Origin of the sequence: Janibacter sp. RAF52, assembly GCF_052114035.1 — a bacterium.
In the GTDB taxonomy this organism is placed as follows: Bacteria; Actinomycetota; Actinomycetes; order Actinomycetales; family Dermatophilaceae; genus Janibacter; species Janibacter hoylei.
Window position 1 is genome coordinate 189092 of the sequence record NZ_JBFRDY010000006.1, and the last position, 20932, is coordinate 210023.

The following is a 20932-nucleotide window of genomic DNA, read 5'->3' on the forward strand; positions in this document are numbered from 1 at the left end:
ACGCGCTGACGGTAACCAAGGATGGCGTCGAAAGCGAGTTGGACGGACGGTGTCGACGTGCGGACCTTCCGCAGATGTGATGAAGTGGGGGGTGCTGGCCTGTGCCGGAGCCCCCACGCCAACCTTCCGGGAGACCTCAACGTGCGCCCCCTTCGCACCCTCGCCACGACGGCCCTCGCCGCGACGCTCGTCGCCGGGCTGAGCGCCTGCGGTGACGACGAGCCGACGGAAGCCTCCTCCAGCGACCTCCCGTCCACGTCCGCCGGCAACGACGACCAGGCCGCCGTCGAGGGCGTCTTCGACACCTACTGGCAGGCCCTGCAGGCGCAGAACCCGTCGACCAAGCCCAGCGCGGAGCTCAAGGCCGTCATGACCGCCGACAGCTATGCGGACAGCGCCGACTTCGCCGCGAGCTTCCCGGCCGTCACGGTCGAGGGCAAGGACGAGCTCACCGCGAGCCAGGCCGAGGTCACCTCCAACACCACGGCGACCGTCGAGTACTGCTACGAGGTCCACCAGCAGTACCTCACCAAGAAGAAGCTCACCAGGGGCGACCAGACCGCCGAGGCGGGCACGGACATCCGCTCGGACCACAACGGCCGCCCGATCAAGGACGGCACCGAGATGGTCAACCTCGTCAGCCTGACCCGCAGCGGCCCCACGGCCGAGTGGAAGGTCGACACCAACCAAGTCGGGTACAAGAGGTCCTGCGACCTCCAGGGGGAATCATCGTGACCATGACGAGGATCGCCACCGGCGCCGTCAGCGCGGCGCTGCTCCTCATGACCTTCGTGGCTCCGGCCAACGCCGAGGGCAGCGGCGGCGGCAACGGCTGCAACGACAACGGTCAGTGCAGCGCGTGGGCGCAGACCGAGACCCAGGAGCGCGAGGAGGTCGACCGCGCCGAGCAGGCGCAGCAGGCGGGGCAGGCCCAGCAGCCGGCCGCTTCTAACGGCGCCGTCGCCGGCGGCGGCGGCTCCGACCCGGGCTACCGGCTGCCGAGCACCTGGGAGGAGTACAGCGCCGAGAAGGCGATGGCCGAGTGGCGTCGTCGCTCCCCCGAGAGCTTCGGCCCCACGGGGCTCTTCGGTGGCCTCGACGACGGCTCCGACCAGCCGACGGGCACCCCGCCGTGCGGTCTGCTCGTCGTGCCCTACACCTACACCCCGTGCGAGGGCGAGGAGGAGGCGACGGACGCTCCCGAGACACCCGCCGTGACGATCGGTCAGGTCATCTCCATGGCCATGGCCCGGCTCTCCCTCCCCGCACCCGACATGGGCTCGGCACCCTGCGCCGACGCCGGGTGCACCGGCACCGTCGGCGCGCCGGTGTGGTTCTGGCTCGAGGGCGACCAGTGGCGCACCCACAGCGCCACCGCGAGTGCAGGCGGGCTGACCGTCGGGATCCAGGCGAAGCCGTCGAAGGTCGTCTGGAAGCTCGGCGACGGCCAGTCGGTCACGTGCACCGGTGCCGGCACTCCTTACGACACGAGCAAGGGCTGGGCCAGCAGCCCCGACTGCGGCCTGCCGAAGGGCTACACCCGCCCCGGCAGCTACACCGCGACGGCGACGATCACCTACGCCGTGACCTTCACCGGGGACGCCTCCGGGTCGACCACGGTCACGCGCTCGTCGACGAGCAACGTGACGGTCGGCGAGTACCAGGCCGTCGGCAGCCGCCGCGGCTGACCCGACACCAGCGACGAGGCCCCGACCGGCAGCTGCCGGTCGGGGCCTTCCGCGTTCCTCACCCGTGGACGTGATCGTCGTCCCGGCCGGCTCGCGGGTCGTAGCTCTCGGGGCTGACCGCGAGGGTGTTGTCCTTGACCGGACCGACCTGGATCACGGGCAGGCCCCGATACCGTTCCCAGCGCGACACTCTCACGGCCTCGTCCACCGCCCACGGCTCCAGGGCGATCCAACCCTTGCTCCGCACCAGGGACCACGACCACTCGACCTCTCCCACGCCCTGCCACGAGCCGTACTCGGATGGCTCGCTGAAGCGGATCAGGAAGTGCCCCCCGTACTCCGCGCCACGGCGGCCGCCCGGAAACCAGACCGCACCCAAGCGTACGAAGCCTCCGATGTCCCCAAAAACCGTCACCCGTCTGCCCCCTTCGGCGACCCCTCGCGTCGGCGGTACACCACAGTGATCTCCTCCTGCACGTCCACGAGCTCCTCGACGGGGATGCGCTGGTCGCGGTCACCCCATCGAGCGCTCCCGTGCAAGCCCAGATCCACCCGGCATCCTCCGCTCGGCTCAGCGATGTCCCCGTGGCCCAGCCGTCCCGGAGGCTCAGCTGGCGTACGGCGAGTCCGCGGTAGCGACCGACGCGCACGACCTCGACCCTGCCGGTGACCATCCGGACGCCGTCCGGGCAAAGGTGCCCGTCGTCGGGAAACGCAGCGTCATGACGCAGCGCCCCATCCGTCACAGGTCAGGCGCTCGATCGTCATCTCTCTGGACCGGCTCAGTCCTCGGACTTGGCCTGCTCGATGCGCCAGCGGATGCCGGCCTCGATGAAGCCGTCGATGTCACCGTCGAAGACGGCGGACGGGTTGCCGGTCTCGTGCTCGGTGCGCAGGTCCTTGACCATCTGGTACGGGTTGAGCACGTAGGAGCGCATCTGGTCGCCCCAGCTGGCCTTGACGTCGCCGGCGAGCTCCTTGCGCTCGGCGGCCTCCTCGGCCTTCTTCTGCAGGAGCAGTCGCGACTGCATGACGCGCAGCGCGGCGGCGCGGTTCTGGATCTGCGACTTCTCGTTCTGCATCGACACGACGATGCCCGTCGGGATGTGCGTCATGCGCACGGCGGAGTCGGTCGTGTTGACCGACTGGCCGCCGGGGCCCGACGAACGGAAGACGTCGATCTTCAGCTCGTTGTCCGGGATCTCGATGGAGTCGGTGCCCTCGATGAGCGGGATGACCTCGACCGCGGCGAAGGAGGTCTGGCGCCGGCCCTGGTTGTCGAAGGGGGAGATCCGTACCAGGCGGTGGGTCCCCCCTTCGACCGAGAGGTTGCCGTAGGCGTAGGGGACGTTGACCTCGAAGGTGGCCGACTTGAGGCCGGCCTCCTCGGCGTAGGAGGTGTCCATGACCTTGGTCGGGTAGCCGTGGCGCTCGGCCCAGCGCAGGTACATCCGCATGAGCATCTCGGCGAAGTCGGCGGCGTCGACGCCACCGGCCCCGGCGCGGATCGTCACGACGGCCTCGCGCTCGTCGTACTCCCCGGAGAGCAGCGTGCGGACCTCGAGCTGACCGACGGCGGTCGTGATCTTGGCGAGCTCGACCTCGGCCTCGGTGAGGGTCTCGGCGTCACCCTCCTCCTGGCCCAGCTCGACGAGGGCCTCGAGGTCGTCGATGCGAGCGTCCATGCTGTGGACCCGCTCGAGCTCGGCGTTGGCCCGCGAGAGGGCGGAGGTGACGCCCTGCGCCTTGTCCGGGTCGTCCCACAGGTCGGGAGCGGCTGCCTGCTGCTCGAGATCGGCGATCTGCGCCTCGAGTGCGGGCACGTCGGTCACCTCACGCACCGAGCCCATGGTCGTGCGCAGGTTCTTGATCTCGGTCTCGAAGTCGACAGCCACAGCAGATCACCTTACGGCAGGCGCCGGCGCGTGATGCCACCCCCGCGCCCGCCGGTGGCGTCACAGGGGCTGGGCGCTCCTGCGCTCGTCGGGTGAGCTCGCGATGAACTGGTTGATCCATCGCGCGGCCGGGTCACGGTCGATCAGCAGGCTCTTGAAGAGCAGCGTGAAGGGGATGGCGAGCAGGGCGCCGAGAGCACCGAAGACGTAGGTCCAGAACATCAGCGACAGGAAGGCGGTCGTCGCGTTGATGCCCACGGCGTCCCCGGTGAACTTCGGCTGGAGAACGGTCTGGATGACGAAGTTAGCCACGCAGTAGATGACGATGACCCAGACCATCGTCGAGACGCCGCCGGAGAGCAGGGCGATGAAGGCCGGCGGGATGAGGCCGAGGACGAAGCCGATGTTGGGGATGTAGTTGGTGACGAAGGACAGCAGCCCGAAGGTCATCGCGAGCGGCACCCCGAGCCACATGAGGGCCGCGTAGTCGATGACGGCGACGATGACGCCGAAGACGGTCGAGACGATCCAGTACTTGCGCACCCGGTAGCCGAAGTCGACGAGGGCGTCGGCGACGTCGGGCTTGTGCTGGTGGATGGCCGTCAGGCGCCGGCCGAAGCCGCCGGCGTCCATGACGAGGAAGATCATCACGGTGAGCAGGAAGAGCATGGTCGTCGTCAGCCCGGTGACCGTGTTGGCCAGGGAGGTCGCCAGACCGGTGAGGTTGCGCAGGTCGAAGTCGGCGATGAAGTCGTTGATCTCCTCGGCCTCGACCCCCTTGGAGGTGAGGAAGTCCTGCCCGTCGGAGACGAGCCCGGTGAAGGTGCTCGTGTACTCCGGCTTGGCCAGCTCGCTGGCGAACTTGCTCGCGGCAATGCCGATGGACGCCCCGAGCGCGGCGAGGATCCCGTAGAGCATGACGATGAGCAGCAGCCCGGCGATGATCCCGCCGAGGAAGCGGCGCAGCCCCTTGTAGATCGGGTAGACCGCGATGATCAGCGTCGCCGCGAGGAAGGTCGGCGCGATGATGCCGGCGACCTGCTTGAGCCCGGCGATGGCGATGACGGCCGCGGCGAGCCCGAGCAGCAGGGTGAGGGTCGGCGGCAGCGAGATGCGGGTGCGGATGCGCGTCTCGTCGTGCTCGTGCTCCCGGTCGGGGGTGCGCACCTCGGTGATCGGGACGGTCTCGGCATCGTCCTCGGCCTCGTCGGCGGTCAGCACCTCACCGCTGCTGCGGTGCACGACCTCCGGCACATCCTCGCCCTCGACCTCCGACGAGTCCGCCTGTCCAGCACCGCTCCCCGAGGGACCACCGGCCACCCGCGTCCGCAGCAGCTCACGAAGGGAGTGTCGCGCCGGGTCGTCGTCGGCGAGGTCGCGTCGCTCCGCGAGGATTGCGCGCAGGCCACCACCCGCGGTGGTGTCCTGCGTCGGGCGGGCGTCACACCCTTCGGCCTCGTCCACCCTGCTCCCCGACGGGCCAGCCTGCTCCTGCGCCACTGCGTGTCCCTCCTGCACGACTGTGCGGGGATCCCCGCGCCGTCATGGTGTCACCTCACCGGCCGGCGTGGGAGCCGGGTGGCCTCACCAGGTCTCAGCCGTCGAGCTCGACATAGGCCTCGTCGACGTCGCCGGTCTCGTGACCGGGCTGAAGGTTGTGCGTTGAAGCAGTAGTCCAGGAAGCTGGCAGGCCTGACTGAGCGCTGCCGGCAGGGCTACCGCTTCAACCCCCAACCACCCCCGCCCGCGCCCGGGACTCGACGGTGATCTTCACCGAGCCGCCGAGCTCCTCGAGCAGCCCGCCGATGAGCGGTAGGTCCGCCTGTCCTTCCAGCCGCACGACGGCCGTGCGCCCGTCCGGGCTGCCGGTGCCGGAGGCGACCGACCAGCTCTCGATGCCGTGCGGCCGAGGGCGTTGGTCGAGGTGGTCCTGCGCGCTCCTGCGGACGATCTCGTCGTCGAGCGGCAGGTCGGTGGTGATCCCGTCGTCGTAGATCCGCTCGGCCCCGTCGTCGGTCGCCCCCAGTGCGGCGGAGTCGGCTGCGTCGAGCAGCCGCATCCGCGAGATCTGCACCGACGTCACCGCGAGCCCGCCGATGATCAGCGTCATCGCGATGACGGTCAGCCCGAGGACGAGGATGCTCAGCTGGCCGCTGTCGTCGCGGCAGCGGCCCCGCAGGACCTGACGAAGGGAGCTCATCGCACCTCGTAGGTCGGCACGGGCGCGACCTGCGTCGCGGAGACGGGGATCTGCAGCGGCACGACGTCGCCGACGACGGCGGGGACGAGCGGCAGGGGGACGCTCACCGACGCGCGGGTCGTGATGGTCGCGCCCGGGGTCAGGCAGGGCGACCCGCTGCACTCGACGGTGAGGTCGCCCGATCCCGGGAAGCCCTGGTCCTCGAAGGCGATGTCGGCTGCCGCCCGCGAGCGCGACTGCGCAGCGGCGTCGTCGGTCGCGGTGACGAAGGTGCGCGCGGACTCGCGGGCCGCCTGGGTGACGGCGTAGGAGCCAGCCTGGAGGCGGGCGAGACACAGCACGAGGTACATGAGGGGCACGAGGAGCAGGATCGCCAGCCAGACGAACTCGATGACGGCCGTCCCCGACTCGTCGGCCAGCCGGTCGCGCAGGGCCGGGCGGGTCACTGGGTCTCGAGGAAGGCTCGACCGGTGACGTCGAGACCCTCCCCCGGGCCGAGGGGGCCGACGACGGGCACCGGGGCGACGACATCGACGACGACGACCTCCACCCCGTCACTCGTCATGTCGACCCGGGCGGTGACCCCGCGGGCATAGCGCTCGGACAGCGCACTGCCGATGAGGTCGCGGGCACGAGCGGCGCCCTGCTCGGGTGAGGACCCCTCCCGGGCTCCGTAGCGAGCACCCTCGGCGGCGCACGAGACGAGGGTGTTGCGCACGTGGAGCGCCAGGCCGAGCTGGAAGACGGCGAGGAAGACGAAGAGCAGGAGCACCGAGGTCAGGGTGAAGTCGACGACCGCCGAACCGCGGTCGTCGCCCAGACGCTCGGTGACGCTCACTCGTGGACCTGGTCGGGGCCGGTGACCCCGTTGAGCGCATTTTCGAACATGGTCTTCAGCTGGTCCCCGGCGATGGCCCAGATGCCGGTGACGAGGGCGGCGGTCATCAGGGTGATGAGCACCCAGCCGGGCACGTCACCGGTCTCGTCGTCGAGCCGGGCCGCTGCGCGGCGCAGCCCCTGGTGGAGCCGGACGTGGGCCTTGATAAGTGGGTCGCTCATGAGTGGATCTCCTTGGTGGCGTGGTGCGGTCTGGTCACATCTGGAACTGGAAGAAGCCGAGGCCGGGGAACATCGCGAAGAGGATCGTCCCCGGGAGGACACCGAAGACCACCGGGACCATCATGGCGATCTCCTTCTTGCCGCCGGCCTCCATGATCTGGCGGCGCCCCTCCTCGCGGACGTCCTGTGCCTGTGCGCGCAGGACCTCGGCCAGCGGGGTCCCGCGCTCGACGGCGACGACGATCCCGTCGACGAAGCGCGCGAGCGAGGTCAGGCCGGTGCGGTCGGCCAGGCCCTGGAGCGCCACAGGCAGGCTGGCGCCCGCGCGGGCGTCGGCGAGACAGCGACCGAGCTCGTCGGAGAGCTCGCCGTCGGACAGCCGGACCACGCGCTCGAGGGCTCCGGCTGCCCCTTCACCGGCGCCCACCGCGAGCGCGAGCAGCTCGGCGACCGTGGGGAACTCGGCGAGCATCCGGGCCTCGCGCCGGTCGGCCTCTCGGCTGAGGAGTGTGTCGCGCACGACGACGCCGATGCCGAAGCCCAGGACGACGAGGGCGACGAGGAAGAGCGGTGACCGGCCCTGGCCGGTGACGAAGGCGGTGCCGAGGACGGCGCCGAGGGCGGCCCCGCCGAACCCGTGGACGACCTGCTCGGCGCGGAAGCGGTCCGTGTCCGGTGCCCGCCCGGCTCGGAGCAGTCGGCGACGCACCGAGCTCGTCCCGCCGAGCACGGACTCGACCCGCTGGGCCAGGTCCGTGACGAGGGGGCGCAGGACGGTCGGGATGACGGCGAGCAGCGACACCTCGTCGGTCTCGAGGAGCCGGGAGGGCTTCGGGGTGTCGCGCAGATAGGGAGCGAGCCGGTCGTCGAGGGTCGCCCGACGGTGGCGCGGCAGGCCCTGGTGCACGAGGGCAAGGCCGAGGGCCAGCAGCAGACCGAGGACGGCACCGCTGCGCGCCAGCCCGATGTCGTGGAGGAGGTCGGTCATCGCAGCACCCGCTCCTCCTCGGGCAGGCGCCCGATGCGCACCATGACCCGGTAGGCGATGACGGTCGCGGCGGCCCCGACGGCGAGGACGAGCACCCCCGTCGTCGTGTTGTAGGCCTGCACGGACTCGGGCCGAGTCGACAGCAGGGCGAGGACGATCCACGGTGCGGCCACGGCCAGTCGCGCGGCGTTGACGGTCCACGACTGGCGGGTCTCGAGCTCGCTGCGGGTGCGCGCGTCCTCTCGCAGGAAGGTCGACAGCGTGCGCAGCAGCGAGCCGAGGTCGGAGCCGCCGACCTCCCGTGCGATCCGCAGCGACTCGACGAGCCGGTCGCCGACGGGGTCGGCCAGCCGCTCCTTGAGCCGGTCCAAGCAGTCGTTGAAGCGACCCGTCGTGCGGTAGTCGCTGGCGAACTCGGCGAAGGGAGGCCGCAGCTCCTCCGGGCCGCGCACCGACAGCTGCGCGAGCGCCTCGGGCAGCGCGAGGCCGGCACGGACGGCGGAAGTCACGTTGTCGACCGCATCGGGCCACAGGTCCCTCAGGTGGGCCCTGCGGGCACGGGCCCGCATCCGCACGACGGCCAGCGGGACCCACCCGGCCATCACCGCGAAGCACAGCGCGATCGCCGGCACCGCGGTGAGCGCCGTGATCGTCACGAGGGTGAGCACGAAGCCCACGCCGCACGCACCGAGGAGCCCTCCGGGACCGATCCCCCGGTACCCGGCCTGCGCCAGGTCGTCGCGCAGGCGGCGCACGAGCCGGGACTCGCGGCGGGGGGACCTCCCTTCGCCCTCGTCCGGCCACATCGACCACCAGACGAGGAAGAGTCCGGTGCCCAGGAGCGCACCCACGAGCACGCCGGTCACGGTCGGGCTCCGAGCAGCGCCGCCACGTCGTAGCCGGCGCGGGCGAAGCGGTCACGGTGGGGCGGGTAGCCGTCAGCCCGGACGAGCCGCCCGTCACGGGTGGTGAAGATGTCGCTCGTCTCGACGACGTCGTTCTCGATCCGCCCCGGCAGCGCGACGATCTCGCGCACGCGGCGCACCCCGTCGGACTCGAGGGCGGCGTGGACGACGAGGTCGATCGACCCGGCGACGGTGGGGACGACGAAGCGCGACCCGACGTTTTCACCGGCGAGGAGGGGCAGCGTGCACATCTTCGTCACGGCCTCGCGGGCCGAGTTGGCGTGGATCGTGCACATGCCCGGCAGACCGGAGTTGAGCGCGATGAGCAGGTCGAGGCTCTCGGCCTGGCGGACCTCGCCGACGATGATCCGCGACGGCCGCATCCGCAGGGCCTCCTTGACCAGGCGGCGCAGCGGCACCTCGCCCAGGCCCTCGAGGTTGGACTGGCGGCACTGCATCGACACGACGTCGCGCATGGGGATCTTCAGCTCGAAGACCTCCTCGCACGTGATGACCCGCTCCCGCGGCGGGATGGCCGCGGACAGGCAGTTGAGCAGGGTCGTCTTGCCGGCCTGCGTGCCGCCGGCCACGAGGATGTTGAGACCGGCCGCGACCGCCGCCTGCAGGAAGACCGCGGCCTCCCGGGTCAGAGTGCCCAGACGCACGAGGTCGTCGAGGTGGTCGGCCTTGACGACGAACTTGCGGACGTTGACCGCCCAGTGCTCCCGGGTGATGTCGGGGATGACGACGTGCAGCCGGCTCCCGTCGGGCAGCATCGCGTCGACGAAGGGGGACGACAGGTCGATCCGCCGACCCGACGACTTGAGCATCCGCTCGACGAGGTCGCGCACCTGGTCGCCGGTGAGCACCGTGCTCGTCAGCTCGGGCACGCCGTTGCGCGCGACGAAGACCTGGTTGGGCGCGTTGATCCAGATCTCCTCGACGAGCGGGTCGTCGAAGTACTGCTGCAGCGGGCCGAAACCCGCGACGGTGTCGAGCACGAGCTTGACCGCGCGCTCGACGTTGCCGAGCGGCGGCAGCCCACCGTGCGTGCTGCGCTCGTCGTAGTCGACGACGGCGGCGCGCACGAGGTCGGCGACCTGCCCGGTCTCGCGGACCGGATCCAGACCGGAGCGTCGGATGAGCTCGCGGACCTCGGTCTCGACGGTCTCGACGGCGTCCATCGGACGACCCCCTCGTGCGGTGTGGCGTGGCGACACGGACTCCCCGGCCCGATGGACCACGACGCTAGCGATTTGTCAGCGCTTCGCATCTCGAGAATCCACAGGTGCCCCACCTCGCCACCTGAACGGTGTTCTACTCGGGGGTGAACCGTGCCATGATGCGTGGCTGAGTCCGACGGCCGCTCCCCCACACGCCACCCCGGCCGTCCCAACCGAGAGGCACCCGTGTCCACGCAGCGCTCCACCGGCCGCGAACTGGCGCAGATCGCGACCTTCGCCGGCATCATCGCCGTGCTGGGTCTCGTCCCCGCCATCGCTCCCTTCGGCAATGCCGTCCCCATCACCGCGCAGTCGCTCGGCATCATGCTCTGCGGCGCCGTCCTCGGTGCCCGCCGCGGAGCGCTGGCCGTCCTCGTGCTCCTCGCCCTCGTCGCGCTCGGCCTGCCGCTCCTCGCCGGCGGCCGCGGCGGTCTGGGCGTCTTCGCCGGCCCAAGCGTCGGCTACCTCGTCGGCTGGCCGGTGGCCGCCTACGCGATCGGCATGATGACCCAGGCCATGGGCACGCCCTACCGCGTTGCCCCCGGCATCGGCATCAACGTCCTCGGCGGCGTCCTCCTGCTCAACCTCCTCGGAGTCGTCGGCATGGTGCTGCGCGCCGACCTGTCCGTCGGCGCGGCCTTCGTCGCGGCCGCCCCCTTCGTCCCCGGTGACCTCGCCAAGGCGGTCATCTGCGCCGTCGTCGCGAAGGGGGTGCACGCTGCCTACCCCGGCCTCATCCGCGCGCGACGGGTGGCCCGCGAGGATGCCCTCGTCTGAGGTCCACGTGCTGACGGCGACGGACCCCGTGGCCGCCTTCGTCGAGGCCGACCGGATCGGTGTGCCTGTCGCCCTGCCGACCTCCGGCACCTCCGGCCGGCCCCGCACCGTGGTGCGGACGACCGCGTCGTGGACCGACTCCTTCGCCGCTGTCAGCGAGCTGACCGGGATGACGTCGGGCAGTCGGGTGTGGGTCCCCGGTCCGGTCACCGCGACGATGAACCTCTTCGCCACCGTCCACGCCCGCTGGGCCGGCGCGCGGCTCGTCGACGCGCTCGACGACGCCACCCACGCCCACCTGACCCCCACGGCCCTGCGCCGCCTGCTCGCCGAGGGCACCGACCTCACCGGCCGCACGCTCGTCGTCGCCGGTGACCGCACCACCCCGGCCGAGGCGAGCGCCGTCACCGCCGTGGGAGGTCACCTCCACCACTACTACGGCGCCGCCGAGCTCTCCTTCGTCGCCTGGGGCGGGCACAGCGACGACCTGCGTCCCTTCCCCGGCGTCGCCGTCGAGTCGCGGGCGGGGACGCTGTGGGTGGACTCCCCCTTCGTCAGCGACGGGTACCTCGAGCCCGACCACGAGCTGCGGCGCGAAGGGGGCTGGGTCACCGTCGGCGACCACGGCGAGGTCGTCGACGGCCGGGTCGTCGTCCACGGCCGCGCCGGCGGCATCACCACCGCAGGGGCCACCGTCCGCATCGCCGACGTCGAAGCCGTCCTGCGGCCCCGGTCCACCGGCGAGGTCGTCGTCGTCGGCCTGCCCCACCCCGACCTCGGCGAGGTCGTCGCCGCCGCCGTCACGCATGCTGGGGACGTGCCCCACCTGACCGCCGTCGCCCGCGAGCACCTCGCCCCCACCCAACGACCACGCCGCTGGCTGCACCTCGACCCGCTGCCACGGACCGGGCACGACAAGATCGACCGCGCGGCCGTGCGCTCCGCCCTGGAGGAGGCACGATGAGCCACCCCGTGATCGTCGCCGGCACCCGCTCGGCCATCGGCACCGCCGGCCGCTCCCTCGCCGGTATCCGCGCCGACCAGCTCGCCGGCCCTGTGCTCGCCGCGACCCTCGAGCGGTCCGGCCTCGCCCCGACCGACGTCACCGACGTCGTCCTCGGCAACTGCATGGGCCCCGGCGGTGACGTCGCCCGCTCCACGGCCCTGCTCGCCGGCCTGCCCGCCGCCGTGCCCGCGCTCACCGTCGACCGGCAGTGTGCGAGCGGCCTGGCCGCCATCGACGTCGCTGTCTCCCTCGTGCGCGGCGGGGCGGGTGCCGTGCTCGCCGGGGGCGTCGAGTCGGTGAGCACCGCCCCGTGGCGGCACTGGCCACCCGTCGACGGTGCCGACCTCGTGCGCTACGAGCGGGCCCCCTTCGCCCCGGAGGGCTGGGAGGACCCCGAGATGGGGCTGGCCAACGACCTGCTCGCGCAGGAGGCCGGCGCGACGCGCGAGCGCCAGGACGCGTACGCGGCCCGTTCGCACGCGCGGGCGGTGGCCGCCCGCGGGGCTGGCGTCTTCGACGCGGAGGTCGTCGCCGTCGCCGGCGTGACCCGCGACGACCGGCCCAAGGCGACGCTCACCGTCGACAAGCTGGCCCGGCTGCGACCGGCCTTCCGCGACGAAGGGAGCGTCACCGCCGGCAACTCCTGCGGCATCAGCGACGGGGCGGCCACCGTCGCCGTCGTCGACCGCCCGACGCACGAGCGGCTCGGCGGCCACGGCCTGCGCGTCCTCGCCACCGCGACGGCCGGCGTCGACCCGACCCGCCCCGGCCGCGGCCTCGTCCCCGCGACGCGGATGGCCCTGCAGCGCAGCGGGATCGGGCTCGACGACCTCGACGCCATCGAGATCAACGAGGCCTTCGCCGGCCAAGTCCTCGCCTGCTGCGACGAGCTGGGGCTCGACGCCGAGCGCGTGTGCGCGCAGGGCGGGGCCCTCGCCCTCGGCCACCCCTGGGGAGCCTCGGGCGCGGTCCTCGCCGTCCGGCTCCTCCACCAGCTGCGGCCCGGCGAGCTCGGGCTCGCCGCGATCGCCGCCGGCGGCGGTCAGGGCGTCGCGATGGTGGTGCAGGCATGCTGATCGACGTCCGCGACGTGACCCACGGCTTCGACGGCCGCCCTCCCGTGCTGCGGGACCTGACCGTCCGCCTCGACGAGCACCGCATCGGGGTCATCGGGGCCAACGGGTCCGGCAAGTCGACCTTCGCCCGGATGCTCAACGGCCTCGTCGTCCCGGAGCACGGCACGGTGACCCTCGACGGCCTCGACACCACCCGCCAGGGCAAGCAGGTGCGACGCCGGGTCGGCTTCTGCTTCACCGACCCCGACTCGCAGATCGTCATGCCGACCGTCGCCGAGGACGTCGCCTTCGGCCTGAGGCGACGCGGCCTGTCCCGCGCCGAGATCGCCGACCGGGTCGAGGCCGCGCTCGCCGCACACGGGCTCGCCGGACGAGGCGACCACCCCGCACACCTGCTGAGCGGCGGGCAAAAACAACTCCTCGCCCTCGCCGCCGTCCTCGTCACGGAGCCCGACCTGCTCGTCATGGACGAGCCGACGACACTCCTCGACATCCGCAACGCCCGTCGGGTCGCCGACGCCGTGCGGGCCCTGACCCAGCAGGTCGTCCTCGTCACCCACCACCTCGACCTGCTCACCGACTTCGACCGGGTGCTCGTCTTCGACGACAGCCGACTCGTCCACGACGGGCCGCCCACCGAGGCGATCGCGCACTACCTCGACCTCATGGACGCCCGCCCGTGATCGGGCTCTACCGCGACGGCAGCTCGCTGCTGCACCGCCTCCCGGCCGGGGCCAAGCTGCTCGGGCTGCTCCTCGTGGGGGTCGCCTCCCCCTTCGTCCGGTCACCGCTCGTCACGGCGAGCGGGCTGCTCCTCGTGCTGGCCGGCTACACCATCGCGCGCATGCCGCTCCGTGTGCTCCTGCACCTCTTGCGACCGCTGCTCCTCGTCATGGTGCCGCTCGCCGTCTTCCAGACCATCGTCGCCGGGTGGCAGCGCGCCAGTGTCATCGTCGGGGTGCTCCTCGCCCTCGTCCTGCTCGCCAACCTCGTCACCCTCACCACGCGCACGAGCGACCTCATCGACGTCGTCGTGCGCGTCTGCGGCCCGCTGCGTCGCGTGGGCGTCGACCCCGAGCGCGTCGGGCTCATGCTGCAGCTGGCGATCCGCGCGGTCCCGCTCGTCATCGACCTCGGCCACCGCGTGCGCAGCGCCCAGCACGCACGGGGTCTGACCGCGAGCCCGCGGGCCTTCGCCGTACCGCTCATCGTCGGCGCGCTGCGTCGCGCCGACGAGCTCGGCGACGCCCTCGCCGCCCGGGGGCTCGACGACTGACACGTGCCTGTGGACAACCGCGGGCGACCCGTGGCCGTCCGGATCTACCGTGCCGACCATGCAGCTGCGGATGAACCTCGTCGACCGATCCGACGCATCGAGCACGACCGTCGACGTGCGCGCCGCAGCCCACCACACGCTCGACGACCTCCTCGCCGCCCACGGCCGCACCGACACGACGGTGCACGTCGGTGGCCGACGCGTACCGCCCGATGCGCCGATCGGTCGACCGCCCCTCCTCGACGCGGCGACACTCGTCCTCGGCTCCGACGACGCCGAGGAGGACGCCCTGCCTCGGCGAGCGCCCCTTCGCGTCGTCACGAGCTGCGGCCCTGACGCCGGCCGCACCCACGAGCTCCAGCCAGGGCGGCACACGATCGGCCGAGGCGAGGCTGCGACCCTGCGCGTCGCGGACGACGCGCTCTCCCGCGAGCACCTCGAGCTGACCGTCGACCGTGACGGCGTGCTCCTGCGTGACCTCGGCACGACCAACGGCACCACCGTCGACGGTGCGGCCGTCCCGGCCGCTGGCACCCGGGTGCGGGCCGGCAGCCACCTGCGCGCGGGCAGGAGCACGTTCGTCATCGAGGCCCACCGCCCCCGTCCCTCCCGTCGCACCGTGACCGGCGACGGCACCCTCGGGGTCAACCCGCTCCCCCACGTCCCGCGGGCAGGCGCACCGCCGACCATCACCGTCCCTGCCGAACCGAGCTCACCGCGCCGACGTCGCATCCCGTGGCTCATGGTGCTGCTCCCGCTGCCCTTCGCCGGGCTCCTCGCACTCTTCTTCGGGCCGCGGATGCTCCTCTTCGGCCTGCTCTCTCCGATCCTCGTCCTCGGGTCCACCCTGTCCGACCGGACCAGCTCCCGCCGCGAGCACAGGGAGGCCCACGCGGCCTGGGTCCGGGACCGTGCACGTGCCGGCGAGCGCTTGACCGCCGCCCTGGCCGCCGAGCGCCGCGACCGGTTGCGAGCAGCCCCTGATGCCGCGGCGCTGCTGGATGCCGCACGGGGCGACGGCCCCCACCTGTGGGAGCGACGGGTGGGCCACGAGCTCCACCTGTGCCTGCGCCTCGGACTCGGCGCCCTGCCCGCCCGTCTCGACGTGGAGCACCGAGCCGGCACCCGGGAGCATCCCGTGCTCGACGACGTGCCCCTCGTCGTCGACCTCACCGACATCGGGGTCCTCGGCATCGCCGGCGACCGCGTCCGCCGCGACCGACTGGCACGGCACCTGCTCGGCCAGCTCGTCGTCCTGCACTCGCACCACGACGTGCGCGTGAGCGTCGTCGCCGACGACACGGGATGGTGGGCTCCCTTCGCCGGGCTGGTGCACCTGAGGGCGCACGACGACGACCCGGACTCCGCCCGGGCCACGGCCGACCCGGACGGCGGTGCCGCCGTGCTCGCCGACCTCGCCGCCCTGACGACCGCGCGAGTGGCGCAGACGCCCCGCTCACGGCACGACGCGAGCCCACCCCCGACGACCCACGTCGTCATCGTCGACGACGCCGGCACGTGGCGCAGCGACCCCAACCTGCGCACGATCATGGGCACGGGGAGCGACCACCGGGTCCACGTCATCGCCCTGGCCGACGTCGCCGAGCACCTGCCCCACGAGGCCAGGGCGGTCGTCGCCCTCCACGACGACGACCTGCGCCTGCTGCGAGCCGACGAGCCGATCGCCCGCGGAGTCGTCGACGGCACCGGGGAGGCGTGGGCCCGCCGACTCACGACGGCACTGGCGCCGCTGCGCGACGCCACGCCCGGCAGCACGGGTGGCAGCCTGCCCTCGGCTGCTCGCTGGGTCGACGTCGTCGGGTGCGACCCCGACGACCTCGACGGGTTCGCCGAGGAGTGGCGGCACGACGAGGGCACCCCCTCCGATCTCGAGGTCGTCGTCGGCGTCGGTGGCGACGGCCCGATGCGCCTCGACCTGCGCCGGGACGGCCCGCACGCCCTCGTCGCAGGCACGACCGGCTCCGGCAAGTCGGAGTTCCTGCAGACCTGGGTCGCCGCCCTGGCGGCGCACCTGTCGCCCGAGGAGATCACCTTCGTGCTCGTCGACTACAAGGGTGGCGCGGCCTTCGCCGAGTGCGCCCGGCTCCCGCACACCGTCGGCATGCTCACCGACCTCGACCCGACCGCCGCCGAACGCGCCCTGAGCAGCCTCGATGCCGAGCTCACCCGGCGCGAGCACATCCTCGCCGCCTCCGGCGCCCCCGACATCGACCGCCACCACGGCGACCCGCTCCCCCGTCTCGTGATCGTCATCGACGAGTTCCGGATGCTCGCCGAGGAGCAGCCCGAGGCCCTCGCCCACCTGCTGCGCATCGCGGCCGTCGGGCGCTCGCTCGGGGTCCACCTCGTCCTCGCGACGCAGCGACCGGGGGGCATCGTCTCGGCCGACATCCGCGCCAACGTCAACCTGCGCATCGCGCTGCGGGTGTGCGACCGGTCCGACAGCGACGACGTCATCGGCTGCCCCGACGCGGCGGACCTCCCCGAGAGCGCTCCAGGGCGGGCTCTGGCGAGCACCGGGGGCGGTCCGGCGCGCGCCTTCCAGACCGGACGCATCGCCGGGCACGCCGCCGACTCCGAGGGACCTCTCCTCCTGCGAAGACCCGGCCGGCCCTGGCCCGTCGCCCCGCCGCAGCACGCTTCGGGCCCGAGTGACCTGGAGCGGCTGACCGCCACGCTGACCCAGCTGGCCGCCCGACTCGACGTGCCACCACCCCACCGGCCGTGGCTGCCGCCCCTGCCCGACGAGCTCACCGACACCCAGCTCCCTTCGGGCGAGACCGGCGCCGGCGCGCCCTTTGCCCTCATGGACCTGCCGACCGAGCAACGGCAGGTCGCCGCCGAGTGGTCGCCCGCCACAGGCCACTGGATGGTCGTCGGGGCGCCCGGCTCGGGGCGCACGACGGCACTGGCAGCCGTCGTCCACGCCGCCGCCCGGCGGTGGTCACCCGACCGGCTCCAGGTCCAGGTCATCGGCGACGGGTCGGCCACGACGACCACCCTGTCCGGCCTGGACCACGTCGGCAGCGTGGTCGACGGCGAGGATACGACGGTCGTCGGCAGGTTCCTCGAGCGCCTGGAGGCCGACATCAGCGACCGGCGTCGTCTCCTGCGAGCGAGCGGCCACGCCACCCTCGACGCGTGGTGGAGCGCCCACGACAGCGCCGGCGGGCCGACGCCCCCGCCACACCTCCTCCTCGCCGTCGATGGCTGGGGTCGGGTGACGCGCCCGCGCGGGGCGAGCGACCTCGGCGAGACGGCCGAGAGCCTCGAGACGCTCATGCGGGACGGGACCTCGGCCGGCCTGTGCGTCCTCGTCGCCGGCGGACGCGAGCTGCTGTCCGGGCGGGTGTCCTCCCTCGTCGCCTCGCGGCTCGTCCTGCACCTCGGCGATCGGGGCGACGCCGCCCTCGCCGGGCTCACCCGCACCCAGGTCTCCGAGCGCCTCGTCCCGGGACGTGCCCGGTGGCAGCCCGGCGGTCATCTCGTGCAGGTGGCCCGACCGGCATCCCCCGCCGCGCCCCGTGCTGCGCCGACCACTCCCCCGTGGACCGTGTGCGCACTGCCCGACGAGGTGCTGCTCGCCGACCTGCCGCCCGGCGACCGGGAGATGGTCCCGGTGGGCCTCGGCGGCTCGGGTCGAGACCCCGTGCTGTGGCGCACCGACGGTGCGCGCCGATTCCTCGTCTGCGGCCCGGCCCGCAGCGGCCGGTCGACGGCACTCGCCATGCTGGCCGGGCAGCTCCGCTCCGCCGGCCAGCCGCTCGTCGTCCTCGGCTCCCCGGCGCTCGCCGACGGCCTCGGCTGCCCCACCCTCGGGCCCGACGACCGCGACGAGCTCGTCACCCTGCGTCAGCAGCACCCCGACCTGGCGGTCGTCGTCGACGACCTCGAGCGACTCGAGGGCACCCCCGTCGCCGACGTCGTGCGCGAGATCGGGCGACGCCTGGATCTCGACCGCGGGCTCCTCATCGGGTCGACGACGACCCGAACGGCCGCCGGTCAGGTCCGCGGACTCGTCGCCGACCTCGCCCGCGAGCGCACCGGGCTGCTGCTCCAGCCACTCGCGCGGTCCGACGGTGACGCCCTCGGCCTGCGGGTCCCAGCGTTGCCCCGCCTCGCCGGGCGGGGCTACCTCGTCGTCGACGGCGTGGCCGAGGAGATCCAGGTCGCCCGGCCCGGCCCGACAGCGAGCTGATCCTCCTCAGGGCAGGCGGGGCGTCCGCGGCGGCTCGGTGCGACGTGTGCCCGTCGCCTCGAAGGCCGCGGCGATCGTCAGCAGCCGCACGTCGTCACCTCCGCGACCGGCGAAGGTCAGACCGACCGGCATCCCGATGTCACGCATCGTCCCCATCGGCACCGTGACCGTGGGGATGCCGAGGTGGCGGGGCACGAGGTTGCCGTTGGCGACCCACACGCCGTTGCGCCACGCGGCCTCGGCCGACGCCTCGCTGACGTCGGCATCCGCCGGCCCGACGTCGGCGACCGCGGGGAAGATCACCGCGTCGAGACCGAGTCCGTCCATCCACTCCTCGAGGTCGACCCGACGGGTCTCCTCGAGGCCGCGCAGCCCCCCTTCGAGCAGGGGCAGGGTCGTGACGTCCTCGACGACGCCGACCTCGCGCGCCCGGGTCACGTAGTCGGCGAGGTCGAAGTCGAGCTCACCGTACCGATCGGGCAACGCCCCCTCGGGGGGCGGGAAGATCTGCGCGCCGTCGACGTCGGCGAGCTGGTGGAGCCCCGGGTCGCCGTTGGCCCGCAAGAAGGTCTCCCAGCCCCACATCGACTGGTCCCAGATCTCCTCGTCGAGGTAGCCCTCCGGGAGCAGTCCGCGCGTCGCGACCGTCGGCGCACCGGCACGATCACCGTCGTAGTTGGACACCACGGGGAAGTCGGTCTCGACGACCTCCGCCCCCGCCGCCTCGAGGTCGGCCCGCGCCGCCGCGAAGAGCTCGAGGGAGCTGGCGCGCGGTACGATCCGCTCCCCGATGGGACCGCCGAAGCCGACCCCGGTGCCCGCCTCGTCGTCCGTCCCGAGGTACATGCGCGGCACCGCCAGGCGCAGTCCACGCAGAGGCTGCGAGCCGCCCGACCGCAGCGCGGGGTACGACGTCGGCCGGACCTGCGAGGGCGCAGGGACGTCGATCCACGGCTGGGTGCGCCACAGGTCGCCTGTGGTGTCCGGGTCGTCCACGACGATGACGTCGAGCACCTCGAGCAGGTCGGCCATCGTCCGGGTGTGCGGCACGACGACGTCCATCGAGGGCACGAGCGGCCAGTTGCCGCGCACGGAGATGACCCCGCGGGACGGTGTGTAGGCGCACAGGCCGTTGTTGCTCGCCGGAGCCCGGCCCGAGGACCACGTCTCCTCCCCCAGACCGAAGGCTGCGAAGCTCGCCGCCGTCGCCGTGCCCGACCCGTTGGACGATCCCGACCCGAAGGCCGCCGTGAGGTAGGCGCCGTTGTAGGGGCTCTCGGCACGCCCGTAGACACCGCGCTGCATCCCACCATTGGCCATGGGCGGCATGTTCGTCAGGCCGATGAGCACGGCACCGCCCGCCCGCAGCCGCTCGATGGTGAAGGCATCACGCTGGGCGACCAGCTCGGCGAAGGCCGGCGACCCGCTCGCGCAGGTCAGTCCACGGACGAGGTAGGAGTCCTTGGCGGTGTAGGGGATGCCGTCGAGCGGCCCGAGGGTCGCCCCCTGCGCCCGCCTTTCGTCCGACGCCCGCGCCTCGTCGAGCACTGCCGGGTTGGCGACGACGACCGCGTTGAGCGCGGGCCCGCCGCGGTCGTAGGCCTCGATGCGGGCGAGGTAGGCCCGCACGAGCCCCTCGCTCGTCGTCCGGCCCGTCTCCAGAGCGTGCCGGAGGGAGGCGATGTCCGCCTCGACCACGTCGATGTCGGCCATCAGAGCGCGCGGTCCGGCAGGTCCGCCGACGGTGCGAGCAGCGCCGCCACGACACCCGCGACGGCGACGACGGCCAGGGTGAGGCCCACCCACAACCCACTGGTCGTCGCCAGCGTCCACGCCGCCGGCAGGAGGAGGACGTTCCACACGATCGTCGGCGTGCGCGGCCACCGGGCCCCCTTGCGCCAGGCGGCGGCGAGCACCGCGAGGAGGATCGCGAAGATCAGGCAGACCACGAGCGACATCGACGCGACGTTGGCGTCGTCGCTGCGTCCGTCCGCGAGCTCGAGCCCGTAGAGGACGGCGGTCCCGACGAGGAAGAGGGCTTCGACGAGGCAGACGAGCGCCGCCGCGAGGGCGGACGGGGTGGGCGACGAAGGGGGTTGGCTCGAGGTCACGACCAGCAGCGTAGGTGACCCTTCGTGACTCATCACACGGCACGACGGAACAAAGCGGTCGTCCCACACTGTTGGCATACGGACCGGTAGCGTGAACAATGATGTGTGTTTTGGGTCGTGGACGCCCCGGCGGCACGACTCACACGTCGGCCCCGGCCAGCGACACACGATGTGCACGACCTCCCCGACGACAAGGAGCACCACCCCCATGGATTGGCGCGACCGCGCAGCCTGTCTCGACGAAGATCCCGAGCTCTTCTTCCCCATCGGCAACACCGGCCCCGCGATCGCCCAGATCGAGGAGGCCAAGAAGGTCTGCCGTCGGTGCGAGGTCGTCGACACCTGCCTCAAGTGGGCCATCGAGTCCGGCCAGGACGCTGGCGTCTGGGGCGGCCTCTCCGAGGACGAGCGCCGCGCGCTCAAGCGTCGCAAGGCCCGGGCCCGCCGAGCCGGCTGACATCTGACCACCTGACCACCGTCTCCGAGCACTCGCTCGGGGGCGGTTTCGT

The 20932-nt window shown here is 72.8% G+C and carries 21 protein-coding genes; 9 read left to right on the forward strand and 12 right to left on the reverse strand.

The annotated features are described in order from the left end of the window. The first annotated feature begins 141 nt into the window (after window positions 1–141). Window positions 142–735, forward strand: a complete 594-nt coding sequence (locus AB4Y78_RS10245; protein ID WP_441737103.1) for a hypothetical protein — start codon at window positions 142–144, stop codon at window positions 733–735. 2 nt (window positions 736–737) lie between these two features. After that, window positions 738–1688: a hypothetical protein gene (locus tag AB4Y78_RS10250; protein WP_441713453.1), complete on the forward strand. Its 951-nt coding sequence runs from the start codon at window positions 738–740 to the stop codon at window positions 1686–1688. Between the two features lie 58 nt (window positions 1689–1746). Here the strand turns inward: AB4Y78_RS10250 and AB4Y78_RS10255 are convergent, their stop codons facing one another. From AB4Y78_RS10255 to AB4Y78_RS10300, 10 genes are all read right to left on the reverse strand, one after another. Further along, window positions 1747–2067 carry a hypothetical protein gene (locus AB4Y78_RS10255; RefSeq protein WP_441713452.1) on the reverse strand — a complete coding sequence of 107 codons (321 nt, stop codon included), beginning with the start codon at window positions 2065–2067 and terminating at the stop codon, window positions 1747–1749. 403 nt (window positions 2068–2470) lie between these two features. Continuing rightward, on the reverse strand, window positions 2471–3583 hold the full coding sequence (prfB, locus tag AB4Y78_RS10260; protein ID WP_259921276.1) for a peptide chain release factor 2: 1113 nt from the start codon (window positions 3581–3583) through the stop codon (window positions 2471–2473). Between the two features lie 60 nt (window positions 3584–3643). After that, window positions 3644–5083, reverse strand: coding sequence for an AI-2E family transporter (locus AB4Y78_RS10265; protein WP_441713451.1), 1440 nt, complete (start codon window positions 5081–5083; stop codon window positions 3644–3646). A gap of 223 nt (window positions 5084–5306) precedes the next feature. Continuing rightward, window positions 5307–5783 (reverse strand): pilus assembly protein TadG-related protein, encoded by a 477-nt coding sequence (locus AB4Y78_RS10270; protein WP_007928451.1) that lies wholly within the window; start codon window positions 5781–5783, stop codon window positions 5307–5309. Further along, complete coding sequence (locus tag AB4Y78_RS10275; protein ID WP_007928452.1) at window positions 5780–6229, reverse strand: TadE/TadG family type IV pilus assembly protein; 450 nt, start codon at window positions 6227–6229, stop codon at window positions 5780–5782. The genes AB4Y78_RS10270 and AB4Y78_RS10275 overlap by 4 nt, the downstream gene beginning before the upstream one ends. Next, a complete protein-coding gene (locus AB4Y78_RS10280; protein ID WP_007928453.1) occupies window positions 6226–6621 on the reverse strand; it encodes a TadE/TadG family type IV pilus assembly protein in 396 nt (131 codons plus the stop codon). The genes AB4Y78_RS10275 and AB4Y78_RS10280 overlap by 4 nt, the downstream gene beginning before the upstream one ends. Next, complete coding sequence (locus tag AB4Y78_RS10285; RefSeq protein ID WP_007928455.1) at window positions 6618–6842, reverse strand: hypothetical protein; 225 nt, start codon at window positions 6840–6842, stop codon at window positions 6618–6620. The genes AB4Y78_RS10280 and AB4Y78_RS10285 overlap by 4 nt, the downstream gene beginning before the upstream one ends. Before the next feature lie 34 nt (window positions 6843–6876). Beyond that, window positions 6877–7830 carry a type II secretion system F family protein gene (locus AB4Y78_RS10290; RefSeq protein WP_441713450.1) on the reverse strand — a complete coding sequence of 318 codons (954 nt, stop codon included), beginning with the start codon at window positions 7828–7830 and terminating at the stop codon, window positions 6877–6879. Beyond that, window positions 7827–8696, reverse strand: coding sequence for a type II secretion system F family protein (locus AB4Y78_RS10295; protein WP_441713449.1), 870 nt, complete (start codon window positions 8694–8696; stop codon window positions 7827–7829). The genes AB4Y78_RS10290 and AB4Y78_RS10295 overlap by 4 nt, the downstream gene beginning before the upstream one ends. After that, window positions 8693–9919, reverse strand: coding sequence for a CpaF family protein (locus AB4Y78_RS10300; RefSeq protein ID WP_259909523.1), 1227 nt, complete (start codon window positions 9917–9919; stop codon window positions 8693–8695). Before AB4Y78_RS10300 ends, AB4Y78_RS10295 begins: the two co-directional genes overlap by 4 nt. A 225-nt stretch (window positions 9920–10144) precedes the next feature. Between AB4Y78_RS10300 and AB4Y78_RS10305 the strand changes: the two genes are divergently transcribed. Genes AB4Y78_RS10305 through AB4Y78_RS10330 form a run of 6 tightly spaced genes read left to right on the forward strand, consistent with a single transcriptional unit; the run spans window position 10145 to window position 18312 of the window. Next, window positions 10145–10735 (forward strand): biotin transporter BioY, encoded by a 591-nt coding sequence (locus AB4Y78_RS10305; RefSeq protein WP_441713448.1) that lies wholly within the window; start codon window positions 10145–10147, stop codon window positions 10733–10735. Then, window positions 10722–11699: an AMP-binding enzyme gene (locus AB4Y78_RS10310; protein ID WP_441713447.1), complete on the forward strand. Its 978-nt coding sequence runs from the start codon at window positions 10722–10724 to the stop codon at window positions 11697–11699. The genes AB4Y78_RS10305 and AB4Y78_RS10310 overlap by 14 nt, the downstream gene beginning before the upstream one ends. Continuing rightward, on the forward strand, window positions 11696–12817 hold the full coding sequence (locus AB4Y78_RS10315) for a thiolase family protein (protein ID WP_441713446.1): 1122 nt from the start codon (window positions 11696–11698) through the stop codon (window positions 12815–12817). Before AB4Y78_RS10310 ends, AB4Y78_RS10315 begins: the two co-directional genes overlap by 4 nt. After that, window positions 12811–13500 (forward strand): energy-coupling factor ABC transporter ATP-binding protein, encoded by a 690-nt coding sequence (locus tag AB4Y78_RS10320; RefSeq protein WP_441713445.1) that lies wholly within the window; start codon window positions 12811–12813, stop codon window positions 13498–13500. The genes AB4Y78_RS10315 and AB4Y78_RS10320 overlap by 7 nt, the downstream gene beginning before the upstream one ends. Then, window positions 13497–14093: an energy-coupling factor transporter transmembrane component T family protein gene (locus AB4Y78_RS10325; RefSeq protein ID WP_387355191.1), complete on the forward strand. Its 597-nt coding sequence runs from the start codon at window positions 13497–13499 to the stop codon at window positions 14091–14093. The genes AB4Y78_RS10320 and AB4Y78_RS10325 overlap by 4 nt, the downstream gene beginning before the upstream one ends. Before the next feature lie 58 nt (window positions 14094–14151). Continuing rightward, window positions 14152–18312 carry an FtsK/SpoIIIE domain-containing protein gene (locus tag AB4Y78_RS10330; RefSeq protein ID WP_441713444.1) on the forward strand — a complete coding sequence of 1387 codons (4161 nt, stop codon included), beginning with the start codon at window positions 14152–14154 and terminating at the stop codon, window positions 18310–18312. Between the two features lie 6 nt (window positions 18313–18318). On the opposite strand, the gene AB4Y78_RS10335 is transcribed toward AB4Y78_RS10330, so the two are convergent. Both AB4Y78_RS10335 and AB4Y78_RS10340 read right to left on the reverse strand, forming a co-directional pair. After that, window positions 18319–20025 (reverse strand): amidase, encoded by a 1707-nt coding sequence (locus AB4Y78_RS10335; protein ID WP_441713443.1) that lies wholly within the window; start codon window positions 20023–20025, stop codon window positions 18319–18321. Next, window positions 20025–20423: a hypothetical protein gene (locus AB4Y78_RS10340; protein ID WP_007925024.1), complete on the reverse strand. Its 399-nt coding sequence runs from the start codon at window positions 20421–20423 to the stop codon at window positions 20025–20027. The genes AB4Y78_RS10335 and AB4Y78_RS10340 overlap by 1 nt, the downstream gene beginning before the upstream one ends. A 208-nt stretch (window positions 20424–20631) precedes the next feature. Between AB4Y78_RS10340 and AB4Y78_RS10345 the strand changes: the two genes are divergently transcribed. Then, entirely contained in the window at window positions 20632–20880 is a 249-nt protein-coding gene (locus AB4Y78_RS10345; RefSeq protein ID WP_007925026.1) for a WhiB family transcriptional regulator, read from the forward strand. Window positions 20881–20932 lie beyond the last annotated feature (52 nt).

Excerpts from the sequence above, each read along its gene's own strand:
- AB4Y78_RS10270 (WP_007928451.1), bottom strand. The coding sequence starts at position 5,783 with ATGAGCTCCCTTCGTCAGGTCCTGCGGGGCCGCTGCCGCGACGACAGC.
- AB4Y78_RS10335 (WP_441713443.1), bottom strand. The coding sequence starts at position 20,025 with ATGGCCGACATCGACGTGGTCGAGGCGGACATCGCCTCCCTCCGGCAC.
- AB4Y78_RS10300 (WP_259909523.1), bottom strand. The coding sequence starts at position 9,919 with ATGGACGCCGTCGAGACCGTCGAGACCGAGGTCCGCGAGCTCATCCGA.
- AB4Y78_RS10285 (WP_007928455.1), bottom strand. The coding sequence starts at position 6,842 with ATGAGCGACCCACTTATCAAGGCCCACGTCCGGCTCCACCAGGGGCTG.
- AB4Y78_RS10250 (WP_441713453.1), top strand. The coding sequence starts at position 738 with ATGACGAGGATCGCCACCGGCGCCGTCAGCGCGGCGCTGCTCCTCATG.
- AB4Y78_RS10330 (WP_441713444.1), top strand. The coding sequence starts at position 14,152 with ATGCAGCTGCGGATGAACCTCGTCGACCGATCCGACGCATCGAGCACG.
- AB4Y78_RS10290 (WP_441713450.1), bottom strand. The coding sequence starts at position 7,830 with ATGACCGACCTCCTCCACGACATCGGGCTGGCGCGCAGCGGTGCCGTC.
- AB4Y78_RS10315 (WP_441713446.1), top strand. The coding sequence starts at position 11,696 with ATGAGCCACCCCGTGATCGTCGCCGGCACCCGCTCGGCCATCGGCACC.
- AB4Y78_RS10345 (WP_007925026.1), top strand. The coding sequence starts at position 20,632 with ATGGATTGGCGCGACCGCGCAGCCTGTCTCGACGAAGATCCCGAGCTC.
- AB4Y78_RS10320 (WP_441713445.1), top strand. The coding sequence starts at position 12,811 with ATGCTGATCGACGTCCGCGACGTGACCCACGGCTTCGACGGCCGCCCT.
- AB4Y78_RS10310 (WP_441713447.1), top strand. The coding sequence starts at position 10,722 with ATGCCCTCGTCTGAGGTCCACGTGCTGACGGCGACGGACCCCGTGGCC.